Consider the following 12595-nt stretch of genomic DNA (forward strand, 5'->3'; position numbering starts at 1 on the left):
GAATCGCCCTACGTGCGGCATCGAATACCGCTGCCGGACTATCGCGGCCACAGGCGTATTTAGACGGGTGCGACACACGACGGAGACAAGAGAAATGGCGGAAGCAATTTATTGTTTCGATACGGCGACCGTGAGGTTTGCAATCCACGCGGATGACGGCGCAAGAGTCATTGCGGAGATCAGCGAAGACCCGCTGCGCGACCTTTTCGGAGCAAGGGACGGTGGCGACAGTCTGGTCGCGGCCTATGCCCGGAACGCGATCCTGATCGACGAGCGGGCCATGGAACTCCACCGCATCGGCAGGCGGCCGGTGCTGCTGGAAACACATGATTTCGAGTTGACGACTCAAGACACAGATTGAACCGGGCGTATCCGGGAAGCGCTCTCGCCTTCTCGTGATCGTTCGTCCTACGCCAGCCCGACGGGGATGGCGTTGAGATGCCCGCCATCATGGGCGCTGCACCTCGACAGATCCTTCGCCTTCTTCAAGCTGCGGCGTTCGCGCGCATCCAGTGCGAGTGCATCCGCCTGTCCAGGGCAGGCGGCCCCGAGCGCTTCGACTACCAGCGCCGCATCGTGGCCTACACCCGGGAGCTGGAATTCCTCGACCATGCCCTCGCCCCCGATGAAAGGTCGGCGGTGCGGCTGGAGCGCGCCCTGTTCCTTCGGTTGCTCCTGGCGAGCGCACCGAAGCGCCTGGCATCGTGGAGCGACAAGGAGACTCTGGACGACATGCCGCCCTCCCACCTCTTCGAGTGGGTGGCGCATGACGACGAGCGCATGGAACTGGCCGAGATCGAACGCACCATGACTCCGCAGGAGGCGTTGCGGTACGCACACGCCCGCCTTCACCTAGCTTCGCAAAATTCGAATTGAAACCCTTCCAGGAGGTCCCCGAAATGTCACTCTTGCAGAACGAGGCCCCTTCATTCGACTCCATCGACGTCCCACGAACCGGCCAGGCCGGCTACGTCATGGAATGGGTCATCGACCCTGCCAACTATTGCAGCGAGCATGAACTGATCACGCGCCGCGCCTTGGCCGAGCGCATCTCCGGACTGCTGGGCATGCAGTATTTCGGCCCTGTGAGCCGTCGTCCGCCGCCCTCGGGGCCGCTGTACTTCATTCCGAGCGATACGGTGGAGAGCCATCGCGCGCAGGCGATCGGCATCCGCAGCGAGAGCGATTTCTTCGGCGGCGCCGTGCCATTTGCCTATGTTGCGACCAAGGCCATCAGCCACGCGCTGCACGATCAGGGCGCCGCGTGCCCGCGGGATTGGGTGGAGTCCTTTGCACCGCGAGTCGCCAAGTGCGTGCTGCCCGGCTATTCGGCCTTCAGCGAGGACGACGCGCGCACAGCGGGCCGGGCGCTCCTGCGCGACGGCGCCGTGCGCGTGAAGCCGGTGCGCGCCACCGGCGGCAACGGCCAGACCGTCGTGCAGGACGCGGCATCGCTGGACCGTACCCTTGCCGGCGTGCCCCACATGGATACCGATGGCGTGGTCCTCGAACGCAACCTCCGTGACCCCCGCACGCTCAGCATCGGCCAGGTGAAGGTCGGCGCGCTGACGATGAGCTACTACGGCCTGCAGCGACTCACGCGCAATCATCGCGGCCACTGCGTCTACGGCGGGTCCGACCTGACCGCAGTGCGCGGTGGCTTCGACGCGCTCAACGCGATGCAGCTCGAACCATCGCTGCGCCTGGCCATCGAACAGGCCGCGGTCTATCACGCCGCGGTGGTCGAGAGCTATCCTGGATTCATGGCATCGCGCATCAACTACGACGTGGCTCAGGGCCCTGACGATACGGGGCAGTGGTGCTCCGGCGTGCTGGAACAATCCTGGCGCGTGGGTGGCGCGACCGGCGCGGAAGTGGCGGCGCTGGAGGTCTTCAAGTCCCAGCCTGAGCGCTCGCTGGTGCGCGCTTCCTGCTTCGAGGTCTTCGGCGAAACGGAGCTGCCGCCGGGGGCCTGCGTCAACTACAGCGGGCATGACCCGGAGGTGGGCCGGCTGACCAAGTACAGCTTTGTGGAAGCGCATGCCGACGCGACATAAGCAGGTCGACATCGCCGTCGACGGGCAGCACATCGACGGCACGCTGGTGGCGGCATCCAACGCCGTGCCGGGCGTGCTGCTCGTGCACGGCTGGGACGGCAGCCAGGAGCAATACAAGGCGCGTGCCCATGAAATCGCCGCCCTGGGCTGCGTCTGCCTCACCTTCGACCTGCGCGGCCACGCCCGCCATGCTGCACAGCGGCAATCGGTCAGCCGGGAAGAGAACCTGCGAGACGTGCTCGCGGCCTATGACGTGCTGGTCCACCATCCGACCGTGGACCCGGAGTCGATCGCGATCGTCGGCAGCAGCTACGGCGGCTACCTGGCGGCCATCGCCACGACGCTCCGGCCGGTTCGCTGGCTGGCGCTCCGCGTTCCGGCCCTCTACCGCGACGAGGAGTGGGAGGTGCCCAAGGGCAGCCTGAGCCGCAGCGACCTCGCGGAGTACCGCAGGTCGCTCGTCGCGCCGCCGGAAAACCGTGCGCTGGCCGCCTGCTCGCAGTTCCGCGGCGATGCGCTCATCGTCGAATCGGAGCACGACAAGACGGTGCCGCATCCGGTGATCGAAAGCTACCTTGCGGCCTTCAAGCATGTCAAGTCGGTGACCTACCGCTGTATCGCGGGCGCGGACCATGCGCTGTCGGACGAACGAAGCCGGCAGGCCTACGGCATGCTGCTGGTGTCCTGGATGACGGAGATGACTCTCGGCGCCCGCGCCGCGAGCGGCCTGCTGCGACCCGCGCCGAACAGCCCGGCATAGCCGCCAGTGCGAGATGGGCGAGCGCAGGCCTACATCCCGGCGGCATCCGTCCTGATCACGTGGGCGTGCTCGCGATGCGATACAGAGTTGTCAGCCATTCCACAAAGGAGCATTCAATGACCACCGAATCAACCAGCAACGTGATCTCGTCCGAACGAGTGGAAGCCACCGCCGTGTACAACCAGGCCGGCGACAAGCTGGGGTCGATCGACGACCTCATGATCGACAAGATGTCCGGCCAGGTCCGTTACGCCGTCCTCGAATTCGGCGGCTTTCTCGGCTTGGGCACGGACCGCTATCCGCTTCCCTGGAACATGCTGAAGTACGACACGTCCATGGACGGCTATGTCGTGCCGCTGGACAAGAACGTCCTGGAGGGAGCGCCGCGCTACACGCAGGAGCAGGTACCGGATTACACGACCGACTACAACCGCCGCGTCAACGATTACTACGGCGTGACCTGGTAGCGCACAAGCCCGGGTCGGCACCGCGTGCCGAGGACCGGCTACTCGCCGAAGACTTCCTTGATCGCGTCCGCAGCGTCCCGCTGGCTGGCGTCCTTGTATCCCCGGACCGCGTCCGCGCACTCGTCGGCGACCAGCATCCCGAAATCGCGCAGGCGCATGGGCAGCGAATCGCCGGGCCTGATCAGCGTGGCGGCCGTTGCGCAGCGCCTGAATATCTCTTCCGGGGCTTCAATGTTGATCGCCATGGCCTGTCTCCGTTCTATCGCTCACCCATCAACGTGTCGCGCGAAGAAGTCGGATCTTTCCGCCCTTGAGAAATGGGCTTTGGTCACCGCTTCAAGAGGAGAAAATGTAGCACCAAATGCTTAACTTTCCCCCACTCTTGAAGGGTTGCGGAGGGAGTTCAGCGGCAGCAGCCGCCGACCGCCTTGGGCGTGCGCTTCTCGATGGGTGCCCGCTCGTAGCGGTCGTGATGCCGCACCCAGTCCATGGCGTAGAGCGGATTGCTTTCGTTGCGGCCGTTGGGCGTGAGATCGAGCAGGCTGTAGGTGCCCATCATCGCTTCCACGCCCCGGCCGTAGGTCGAGTAAGTGCGGAAGACTTCGCCCGCATCGTTCCTGTAGAAGACGCTGACGCCCGGCGCTTCCTCGCTCGGGAACGGCTGCATGTCGAAGTTGTAGTAGACCTCGTCCCTGGCCAGCTCGTCCTTCGTGAAGCTCACGCCGAAGTCGTGGTTGAAGTCGGTCCCGTACGAGGACACCCACTTGAAGCGCCAGCCCATGCGGCGGCGAAAGGCCTCGATCTCGGAAAGCGGCGCGCGCGAGACGGCCATCAGCGTGACGTCGCGATGCTCCAGATGCACCTGCATGCCGTCGACGTGATCGGCCATGTACGAGCAGCTCTTGCATCCCTCCTCCCACCCCGGGCCGAGCATGAAGTGCTGCACCAGCAACTGCCGTCGGCCTTCGAACAGATGGCCGAGCGTGCGCCAGCCCTCGGGCGTGTCGAACACGTAGTCCTTCTCGATGCGCACCCACGGCAGCGCGCGGCGCTCGCGGGCAATCTGGTCGTGCAGGCGAGTCACTTCCTTCTCGCGCGCCAGCAGCACCTTGCGCTCGGCGACCCAACGGTCCAACGGCACGACGGGATGGTTCACGGTGCCGGCTTCGGCCATGGCGGTGTTCATGGTGTGCTCCTCGTGTGGTGTGCGCTCAGGCTCCGGCCTTGGGCCGACGAACGGCGCGGACCTTGCCGCTGTGGCCGCCGCCGCAATAGAACAGGTCTCCCCCGTCGGATTCCAGTCCGCTGATGCCGATGCCCGCCGGCATTTCGAGCCGCTCGAGCACCGCACCGCTCTCGGGGTTGACGCGGCGGATCTCGCTCTCGTCCGCTTCCCAGGTCGCGTGCCACAGCTCGCCGTCGACCCAGGTCACGCCGGTGACGAAGCGGTTGGACTCGATGGTGCGCCGGACCGCACCGGTGTCGGGATCGATCTGGTGGATCTTGCGATCGCGGTACTCCCCCACCCACAAGCTGCCCTCGGCCCAGGTGAGCCCGGAGTCGGACCCGTGGCCGGGAGCCGGGATCGACGCCAGCACCTTTCCGGTGGCGGGATCGATCTTGTCGATGCGTGCTTCGGCGATCTGGTAGAGGTGCGTGCCGTCGAAGGCGGTTCCCGCGTCGCATGCAAGGTCGAGCGAGCGCGTGGGCTCTCCGCTGCCGGGATCGAAGGCGACCAACCGGGCTCCAGTGGCGGCCCAGACCCTTTGCCCGTCATGGGTCACGCCATGGATGCGATCGGCGCCGTCGAACGGGCCGTATTCTCGGACGATCTCGGCGGCACGCGGCTTCGCCTCGGGTCGGTCTGGTGTCTTGCTGGTCATCGTTGGCTCCTTCAGGGCGTCTCGAGCCTCGGATTGGCCCGCGAACCAACTCTATTCAATCGGCAGCGAAGCGGGGAGTAACAAGATCGTCGTGAATCCCGCCAGCGGCGGCGACAGCCAGCGCTGCGCCCGTGCCCGCCCGATGGATCGCACACGTCCGTCGGCCTCCAGCTCGGCGAGCGCGCGCTGGACGGTGCGCTGGCTCGCCCCCAGTGCCAGCGCCAGGGCAGAGGTCGACCAGGCCGCGCCATCGGTGAGCAGCGCCAGCAACGACGCCTGCTCGCCATCGATGGGCGGCGCCAGCACGGCGACGCGGCGCCCGCCGCCCGGTCGAAGCACGAAGCCTCGGGCAGTGGCCTCGATGTGCGCGAGCGGCTTGGCGAGCGCACGCAGGCGTCCGATCTCGACCCGCAGGCGTGCCCGGTGCGTGTCGTCCGGATCGCGTGTCCGGAACGCGCATTCGATCAGGGCTTCGCGATCGACGTCGCCGGGCCACCCTTCGGCGAGCGCGCGCATCAGCACGAACAGCACCGGCCGGCGCGCCAACGACAGCCACGCGTTACCGGCATGCAGCCCGCGACGGCAGGCGTCGATCACCAGCGTGTCCGAGACCAGGAGCGCTGCGACCTCGTCGAGGCGCAGCTCCTGCTCGCCGTCGGCGGAAAGGCAGCGGGCGGCGGGACGGTCGAAGGTAGCCCGCGCCTCCGCCACCTCGGCCAGGAGCGCCGGCACGCGGGCGCGATGGGCCGCCTCGTGCGCGCGGCCGAGCGCCGCTTGCGCCGGGCCGGTGCGCAGCGAGCGCAGCGCCAGCTCGGCCGCGCTCAACTCGGCCACGGCCGACAGCGCCGGCGGCAGGCTGGCTGCATCGAGACCGGACAACGCGGCTCCGGCTTCGTCGAGACGGCCGAGCAGCAGGAGCCGGCGCGCCGCGATCAACCGCGCCTGCAATGCATTGGCGCGATCGGCGTGCGCCTCCAGCGTGGCCTCGGCCGCCGCCAGCGAGCGTGACGAGCCGCCCAGGTCGCGCATGGCCAGGGCCACCTCCGCCTCGGCGACGACGCAGCGGGCACGGGACAGTTCCTCGTGCGCGCCGAAGGCCCTGGCGGCCCGCCGCAGGAGCTCGCGGGCACGGGGATGCTCGCCGAGCTGGGCCATGGCGATACCGCGCAGCGCCAGGGCGGGCGGATCTTCGCGCAGGGCGACGCGCTTGAGGGCACCGAGGGCATCGCCGGCAGCGAGCGCGCGCGCGGAGGCCGCGATCAGTGAGTCCATGACGACAGACTACCCGACTGAACCACAGTCGGCCCATGTCTTGCGGTCAAGGCGGCGAGCAGACGCTGACCACGATCTTGCAAGGCTCGGTGGGCAGATGGAGGTCGCACTGGCCGATGGCGGCGGCGCCTGCAGCCTTTGCGGTGGGAGCGATGGCCGTGCCCCATTCGCCATAGTTGCCGGCCGCCAGGGCGCCGCAGGAGCGATCGAAATAGGCGCGCACCTCGCACGTGCCCGCGCGACGCGCCGCGCGATCGCATTGCGCACGCGCCGCACGTTCCGCCGCGCTGCGCGAAGCGTGGTTGTACGAGTAGCCGTACCACCCCGCCTGGGACGCGATGGCGCCCCAGCTCGGGTTGGGGTTGTCCGCCGGCGCGGCGCCTGCACCCGGCGCGACGCATCCGCACAGAAGCGCGAGGGCCCAAGAAACGAAAAAGCGCATGCCGCACATTCTCAAGCCTCGGCGTTCTCGCAGACGGGACGCCGATGCATGCACCCGGACCCTTGCAGGCTTACAGGTAGTTGAACAATGCGATCGAGTTCAGCTTCGTGAAGGTGAGCTGGGTCGCCTGCAGAGACGACTGCCGCTGGTAGAACTCCGAGATCGCCGCGACGGGGTCGAGGTCCTCGATGGCCGAGAGATAGCTCTTGTCCATCAGGTCGCGCGATGCGCCGCTGTCGTCGAGTGCGTCGAGTTCGTTCATGCGCGAACCCACGGACGACTTGATCGTGAGCACGTTGTCATGGGCATTGGTCACCTTGACGTTGGCCGTGCTCAACGCGTTGAGCAGCTTCGCCTTGCCCTCCGCGCCGGTGCCGGTCAGCGGCGTGCGCAGCGCGGTGACCAGTTCGCTGATCGAGGCAAAGACGTCGGTGCCGGCGTTCTTGGCCGTCGTGACGTTGAAGCTGTCGCCGGCCGCCGGCGTGCCGGTGACGCTGATCTGCAGGCCGCCGAAGGAGATCGGCTCACCCGCGACGAACGCGCCGGCCGCTGCCACGACGGGCGGGGTGTCGTTGGTGGTGACCGAGTAGTTGCCGGCCGCATCGAAGCTGATCTGGAAGTCCTTGCCGAAGCTCGGATGGGTGGCATCGACCACGCCGACGGAGCTGAACACGCCCGAGCCCGCGTTGGCGGCACCGCCCGAGGTCACATAGCCCGCCCCGCCCTGCACCGACTGGAACACCGAGCGGCCATCGTCGGAGGTCGGGATCTGACGCGCGACGTCGACCTGCATGAGGCGCTGCCCCTGGTCGCCCAGGTACTGGATGCCCCCGCCGGACTGCACCACGAAAGGCGCGTTGGCGCTCTTGTAGCCGGCGAACAGGAACTGGCCGTTGCCGTCGTCGGAGTTGGCGAGGCCCACGAGCTGGTCGAGGTTGCTCTGGATGGTGGTGGCCAGCGCGGCACGGTCGGCGTCCGACAGCGTGCCGTTGCCTGCCTGCACCGTCAGCGTCTTGATGTTCTGCAGGATGGACGTCGCGCCATCGAGCGCGGTTTCTTCCCGCGTGAGCGACAGCATCGCGCGGTCTCGGCTCGTCGCGTACTGGGCCGACTCGGCCAGCGTCTGGCTGACACCGAGCGCCCGCGCCGCGCCCACCGGGTCGTCACCGGCGGTGAGGAACTTGGTTCCGGCTGACAGCTTCTGCTGCACCTGGAACAGGTTTTGCTGCTGCAGGCCCATCGCGCTGATGCTCTGCTCGAAGAATGAACTGGTGCTGATGCGCATCACGGCTCCTTGAATTCGGTCTGGTTAAGGTCAGCTGCGGATGCCGAGGATCGCGTCGAAGATGGTCGAAGCGGTCTGGATCACCTTGGCATTGGCCTGGTACATCTGCTGGAACATGAGCAGGTTGGCGGTCTCCTCGTCCTGGTTGACGCCGGAGATCGACTGCTGGCTCGCCTTGATCTGTCCGGTCACGCTGTCCTGCGTCTTGCTCGCGACCTTGATCTCCATGGCGCGGTTGCCGACCTGGCTCACCAGTTGCGAATACGCGCCGTTGAAGGTGGTGGTTCCGCCGCCCATCGTGGCCTTGCGCTGCAGTGCGCCGAGCAGCAGCGCATTGGCGGGGTCGGACACGCCGCCGGTGTTCTTGCCGATGGTGAAAGTGTCGCCCGTCGCCGGGGCGCCGCCGAGGCTGACGGTGATGCCGTCGAAGCTGATCTTGGCGCCTGCGGTGTAGGGCACGGGTGCACCGGCCGCGTAGTTGTTGACGGTACCGTCGGCCAGGGTCACGGTGATGGCGGAGGTCGCAGGGAAGCCCGACAACGAGTTGGTCGCGCCGTCGTAGCTCAAGGTCACGTTCGCGGCCAGCGGCGATGCGGGGTAGCCCGAACCGATCGTCGCGGTGCTGATGGCCCCGCTGCCCTGGTTGCCAGCGGTGTTGCCGGTGATGATCGGGGAGCCTGCGGCCACCTTGGCAGGGTCGAGAACCGCCACATCCATGTCGCGCGCGCCGGTGCGCGTCGGCTGGAGCAGGAAGGTGTCGCCGGGCGTGGCCCCGAGTCCGCCGGTGGAAAGGGTCACTCCGTCGAGCGTGACGGGAAAGTCGGAGTCGGCATTGATGCTGAACACCTGCTTGTCGGACAGCCGCGTCACGGTGTACTTCGGCGTGCCTCCCGACACCTCGATCGAATAGTCGCTGGTCGTGAGCTGGCTGGCATCGGTCACCGCCGCGCTGACGGGCCACGTGCCGGTGTTCTTCGCGTTCGAGAAGATGCCCGGCTTGGCCACCGTGAAGAAGTCCTGGCCGAGCGCCCCATTCAGGTCGACGCCCAGGTTGTGCTGGTCGTTGAACGCGCTGGCGAGCGAGATCGAGAGGCGGCCGATCGCGTTCTGCGTCGGGATGAGCGTCTCGGTGCGGAAGGTCATCAGGCCGCCGAGCGAACCACCGTTGAGGACGTTGTCCTTGAGTTCCGACACGTTGCCGGCGAGCCCCACGAGCGCCACCGCGGTGCGCGTCGGATCGGGTGCGGACGGGACGGCCTTCATCGAGGCGGCCCGGTCGCCCACGACAAGGGACTGGCCGCTGCCGATGAAGACGTTGTACTTGCCGTTGTCCTGCTCCAGCACCTTGACGTCGACGATCTGGCCCAGTTCGCTGACGAGCTGGTCGCGCTGGTCCAGCAGGTCGTTGGGCGGCTGGCCGCCGGCGACGGCGCTCATCATGCTGATCTGCTGGTTGAGGCTGGCGATCTTGCTGGCGTAGGTGTTGATCTGCTCGACACTGCCCGAGATCTGCTCATTGACCGACTCGTTGAGGTCGGTGAGGTACTGGTCGGTCGATCGGAACTTGCTCGACAACGATTGCGCCGAGCTGATGAGCTGCTGGCGCGCCGCCGAGTCTGCCGGCGTGTTGGCAACCCCCTGCACTGCCGTGAAGAAGTTCTGCATGAGCGGGCTCAGGCCGGCGGTCTTGTCGGCCAGGAGCGAATCGATGCGGTTGATTTCGGTGCCGTAGGAGGCCAGCGCCGCCGAAGCCGACTGGGCCGAGGCGAGCTGCGCGGTGAGGTAGCGGTCGTAGCTGCGCGTGACCGTGGTGACGCGCGCACCGCTGCCGATGTAGCCGGAACCCGAGCTGATCGCCGGGTTGGTCGAGACCTGTGCCACCTGGCGGCTGTAGCCTGCGGTGTACACATTGGCCGTGTTGTGGGCTGTGGTCACGAGCGCGGTCCGCGCGACGCCGAGACCGCTCAGGCCCGTGAAGAACAAGTTTCCTGACATGTGGCTTTACCTGTAGGGGGTGTTGGGTGCGGCATCGTGTCGATGCCTGCTTGTGTTCTATATCGGCAGCAGGTGCACAAAGTTGAGGGCCGCGTCCCTAGCCGCGCAGCCGGAAGACGCTCACGACCTGCGAGAGGCCGCCGGCCTGCTCTTGCAGCGATTGCGCGGCGGCAGAGGCTTCCTCGACCAGCGCGGCGTTCTGCTGCGTCACCTGGTCCATCTGCGTGATCGCCTGGTTGATCTGCTCGATGCCCGAGGTCTGCTCCTGGCTCGCCGCCGTGATCTCGCCCATGATGTCCGTCACCCGCTTCACGCTGTCGACGATCTCTTCCATCGTCTTGCCCGCTTCGGCCACCTGCTTGCTGCCTTCCTCGACCTTTTCCACCGAGTCGCCGATCAGCGTCTTGATCTCCTTGGCTGCGGCGGCCGAGCGCTGGGCCAGGCTGCGGACTTCGGAGGCAACCACGGCAAAGCCACGGCCTTGCTCGCCGGCGCGCGCAGCTTCGACCGCCGCGTTCAGCGCCAGGATGTTGGTCTGGAAGGCGATGCCGTCGATCACCCCGATGATGTCCACGATCTTGCGCGACGACGCATTGATCGAGCCCATGGTGTCCACCACCTGGCTGACCACGCTACCGCCCTTCACCGCCACTTCGGACGCCGACACCGCCAACTGGTTGGCCTGACGCGCGTTGTCCGCGTTCTGCTTCACCGTGCTGGTGAGTTCTTCCATCGACGCGGCCGTCTGCTCCAGCGAGCTTGCCTGCTCCTCGGTGCGTGACGACAGATCCTGGTTGCCGCTGGCGATCTGCCCCGACGCGGTGGCGATGGTGTAGGTACCTTCACGCACCTGGCCGACCACCTGGGCCAGACTTTCGCGCATGGCTTCCACCGCGCGCGTGATCACGCCCATTTCGTCTCGGCGGTCCGACAGGAGCTGCTTTGACAGGTCGCCGCCGCCAATGACTTCGACATGCGCGCCCAAGAGGCTGAGCGGCCTCACCGTGCGGCGAATGAACATGACCAGCCCAAGCCCCAGCGCCAAGGCGGCGAGCGCGATGCATCCGCCGAGCCAGGCCAGTTGCCGATACAGGCCGCCGAGCACGTCGGAGGCGGGCACCTCCGCCACGACCAGCCAGCCGGTCGCCTCGCTCCTGGCGACAGACGCACGGCGTTCCCCGTTGCTGCCTGGCACGAGCACGGCCGGTGCACGATCGATCCAGAGCGCGTCTTCGCCCTTCAGGCGCTGCAGCCAGTCGGCCTCCTGCCCCGGCAGGATTTCAGCCAGCTTCTTGCCGGCGGCCGTCGGATGCAGCACCAGCGTCGCCTCGGCCCCCTTCGGGTTGACGACGTAGAGACCGCCGTTGTCGAAGATCCGGGTCTGGTTCACCGCTTCGCCGAGCGAGGCCTGCTGCCGCGAGATGTCGAGGCCGATGTAGAGCACCGCCACGACGCGGCCGGACGCATCGCGCACCGGGTCGTAAACCGTGATGTAGGGCTTGCCGAACAGCGTGACGCGGCCGACGAAGCGCTTGCCCTGGCGCAACACCGGGTAGGCGGCGCTCTTGCGGTCGAGCAGGGTCCCGACGGCGCGCTCTCCGTTCTCCTTCTTGACCGAGGTGGTGATACGGCGGAAATCCTCGTCCTGCGCCACGAACACCGTCGCATTGGCGCCGGGGAAATCCCGCGCGAAGCCATCGACCTCGGCGGTGGTCGTGCTGTCGATCGGCGATCCGTTGCTGGTCAATACCCAGCCGGCCGGTTCATCGAGCTGGAAGGCCGATGCGAACTGCCGCCGGAATACGCCGAAGGCGCTTTCCGCGGTCGACTGCATGGTCTGGTCGAAGATGTCGAGGGAGCGCGCGATGGCCTCCGCCTTCGCGTTGGCATACTGCGCCGCGGCACTCTGCCGCTGCGAGGACGCCAGGGCGTAGAACGCGCCCAGGAGCAGCAACGTCATTCCGAAGATCGCCACCCCGGCGCGCAGGCTCAAGGTCCGCGCGAGCGAGACGAAGGCCGGCGCGCGCCCTTCACGGTTCTTCAAGCCACTCGATTCCATCGACATCACTCCCTGTTTCCGTCTAATTGCAACTATTCATGCGTGGCGCCCTGGGCCACGGCCAGGCGCGGGACGTTTTTCCCGCGCCGAACGCTCGATCCGGTGCGCGCCTTCGACGCTTGCGGGCGCGCAGCCGCCAGCGACGTGATCCGCGCCGGCGAAGCGTCATCGCCGCCGAGCCTGAAGATGCTGACCGCGTCCACGAGGCTGCCGGCCTGCTCCTGCAGCGATGCGGCCGCGGCAGCCGCTTCTTCCACCAGTGCCGCGTTCTGCTGCGTCACCTGGTCCATCTGCGTGATCGCCTGGTTGATCTGCTCGATGCCCGAGGTCTGCTCCTGGCTCGCCGCCGTGATCTCGCCCATGATGTCCGTCACC

General features: G+C 67.2%; 13 protein-coding genes and 1 pseudogene. 5 read left to right on the top strand and 9 right to left on the bottom strand.

Annotated elements, in window-relative coordinates; translation table 11 throughout:
- Positions 1–94: 94 nt before the first annotated feature.
- From QTH97_RS05510 to QTH97_RS05530, 5 genes are all read left to right on the top strand, one after another.
- Positions 95–361 carry a hypothetical protein gene (locus QTH97_RS05510; RefSeq protein WP_286567041.1) on the top strand — a complete coding sequence of 89 codons (267 nt, stop codon included), beginning with the start codon at positions 95–97 and terminating at the stop codon, positions 359–361.
- Positions 362–438: 77 nt separating this feature from the next.
- Positions 439–876, top strand: a complete 438-nt coding sequence (locus tag QTH97_RS05515; protein ID WP_286567042.1) for a hypothetical protein — start codon at positions 439–441, stop codon at positions 874–876.
- Positions 877–899: 23 nt separating this feature from the next.
- On the top strand, positions 900–2057 hold the full coding sequence (locus QTH97_RS05520) for a DUF3182 family protein (RefSeq protein ID WP_286567043.1): 1158 nt from the start codon (positions 900–902) through the stop codon (positions 2055–2057).
- On the top strand, positions 2041–2817 hold the full coding sequence (locus QTH97_RS05525; protein WP_286567044.1) for an alpha/beta hydrolase family protein: 777 nt from the start codon (positions 2041–2043) through the stop codon (positions 2815–2817). The genes QTH97_RS05520 and QTH97_RS05525 overlap by 17 nt, the downstream gene beginning before the upstream one ends.
- 116 nt (positions 2818–2933) lie before the next feature.
- Positions 2934–3284: a PRC-barrel domain-containing protein gene (locus tag QTH97_RS05530; protein WP_286567045.1), complete on the top strand. Its 351-nt coding sequence runs from the start codon at positions 2934–2936 to the stop codon at positions 3282–3284.
- A gap of 38 nt (positions 3285–3322) precedes the next feature.
- On the opposite strand, the gene QTH97_RS05535 is transcribed toward QTH97_RS05530, so the two are convergent.
- The 9 genes and pseudogenes from QTH97_RS05535 to QTH97_RS05575 all read right to left on the bottom strand — a co-directional run.
- Positions 3323–3529, bottom strand: a complete 207-nt coding sequence (locus QTH97_RS05535; RefSeq protein WP_286567046.1) for a hypothetical protein — start codon at positions 3527–3529, stop codon at positions 3323–3325.
- Between the two features lie 158 nt (positions 3530–3687).
- The gene (locus tag QTH97_RS05540; RefSeq protein WP_286567047.1) at positions 3688–4470 is read right to left on the bottom strand and encodes a DUF899 domain-containing protein; all 783 of its coding nucleotides are present in this window, start codon (positions 4468–4470) and stop codon (positions 3688–3690) included.
- A gap of 25 nt (positions 4471–4495) precedes the next feature.
- Positions 4496–5167 carry a Vgb family protein gene (locus QTH97_RS05545; RefSeq protein WP_286567048.1) on the bottom strand — a complete coding sequence of 224 codons (672 nt, stop codon included), beginning with the start codon at positions 5165–5167 and terminating at the stop codon, positions 4496–4498.
- 51 nt (positions 5168–5218) lie between these two features.
- Complete coding sequence (locus tag QTH97_RS05550; RefSeq protein WP_286567049.1) at positions 5219–6439, bottom strand: helix-turn-helix domain-containing protein; 1221 nt, start codon at positions 6437–6439, stop codon at positions 5219–5221.
- Positions 6440–6485: 46 nt separating this feature from the next.
- Positions 6486–6881 carry a DUF4189 domain-containing protein gene (locus QTH97_RS05555; protein WP_286567050.1) on the bottom strand — a complete coding sequence of 132 codons (396 nt, stop codon included), beginning with the start codon at positions 6879–6881 and terminating at the stop codon, positions 6486–6488.
- A 70-nt stretch (positions 6882–6951) separates the two neighbouring features.
- Positions 6952–8166, bottom strand: a complete 1215-nt coding sequence (gene flgL / locus QTH97_RS05560) for a flagellar hook-associated protein FlgL (protein ID WP_286567051.1) — start codon at positions 8164–8166, stop codon at positions 6952–6954.
- A gap of 30 nt (positions 8167–8196) precedes the next feature.
- Positions 8197–10161 (bottom strand): flagellar hook-associated protein FlgK, encoded by a 1965-nt coding sequence (gene flgK, locus QTH97_RS05565; protein ID WP_286567052.1) that lies wholly within the window; start codon positions 10159–10161, stop codon positions 8197–8199.
- Positions 10162–10258: 97 nt separating this feature from the next.
- Positions 10259–12205 (bottom strand): methyl-accepting chemotaxis protein, encoded by a 1947-nt coding sequence (locus tag QTH97_RS05570; RefSeq protein WP_286567053.1) that lies wholly within the window; start codon positions 12203–12205, stop codon positions 10259–10261.
- A 47-nt stretch (positions 12206–12252) separates the two neighbouring features.
- Positions 12253–12595 (bottom strand): annotated as a pseudogene (locus QTH97_RS05575) (methyl-accepting chemotaxis protein); the annotation flags it as partial.

Origin of the sequence: Variovorax gracilis, assembly GCF_030317115.1 — a bacterium.
Lineage (GTDB): Bacteria > Pseudomonadota > Gammaproteobacteria > Burkholderiales > Burkholderiaceae_C > Variovorax > Variovorax gracilis.

Excerpts from the sequence above, each read along its gene's own strand:
- QTH97_RS05555 (WP_286567050.1), bottom strand. The coding sequence starts at position 6,881 with ATGCGCTTTTTCGTTTCTTGGGCCCTCGCGCTTCTGTGCGGATGCGTC.
- flgK (WP_286567052.1), bottom strand. The coding sequence starts at position 10,161 with ATGTCAGGAAACTTGTTCTTCACGGGCCTGAGCGGTCTCGGCGTCGCG.
- QTH97_RS05525 (WP_286567044.1), top strand. The coding sequence starts at position 2,041 with ATGCCGACGCGACATAAGCAGGTCGACATCGCCGTCGACGGGCAGCAC.
- QTH97_RS05545 (WP_286567048.1), bottom strand. The coding sequence starts at position 5,167 with ATGACCAGCAAGACACCAGACCGACCCGAGGCGAAGCCGCGTGCCGCC.
- QTH97_RS05520 (WP_286567043.1), top strand. The coding sequence starts at position 900 with ATGTCACTCTTGCAGAACGAGGCCCCTTCATTCGACTCCATCGACGTC.
- QTH97_RS05530 (WP_286567045.1), top strand. The coding sequence starts at position 2,934 with ATGACCACCGAATCAACCAGCAACGTGATCTCGTCCGAACGAGTGGAA.
- QTH97_RS05535 (WP_286567046.1), bottom strand. The coding sequence starts at position 3,529 with ATGGCGATCAACATTGAAGCCCCGGAAGAGATATTCAGGCGCTGCGCA.
- QTH97_RS05515 (WP_286567042.1), top strand. The coding sequence starts at position 439 with ATGCCCGCCATCATGGGCGCTGCACCTCGACAGATCCTTCGCCTTCTT.
- QTH97_RS05550 (WP_286567049.1), bottom strand. The coding sequence starts at position 6,439 with ATGGACTCACTGATCGCGGCCTCCGCGCGCGCGCTCGCTGCCGGCGAT.
- flgL (WP_286567051.1), bottom strand. The coding sequence starts at position 8,166 with ATGCGCATCAGCACCAGTTCATTCTTCGAGCAGAGCATCAGCGCGATG.
- QTH97_RS05540 (WP_286567047.1), bottom strand. The coding sequence starts at position 4,470 with ATGAACACCGCCATGGCCGAAGCCGGCACCGTGAACCATCCCGTCGTG.
- QTH97_RS05510 (WP_286567041.1), top strand. The coding sequence starts at position 95 with ATGGCGGAAGCAATTTATTGTTTCGATACGGCGACCGTGAGGTTTGCA.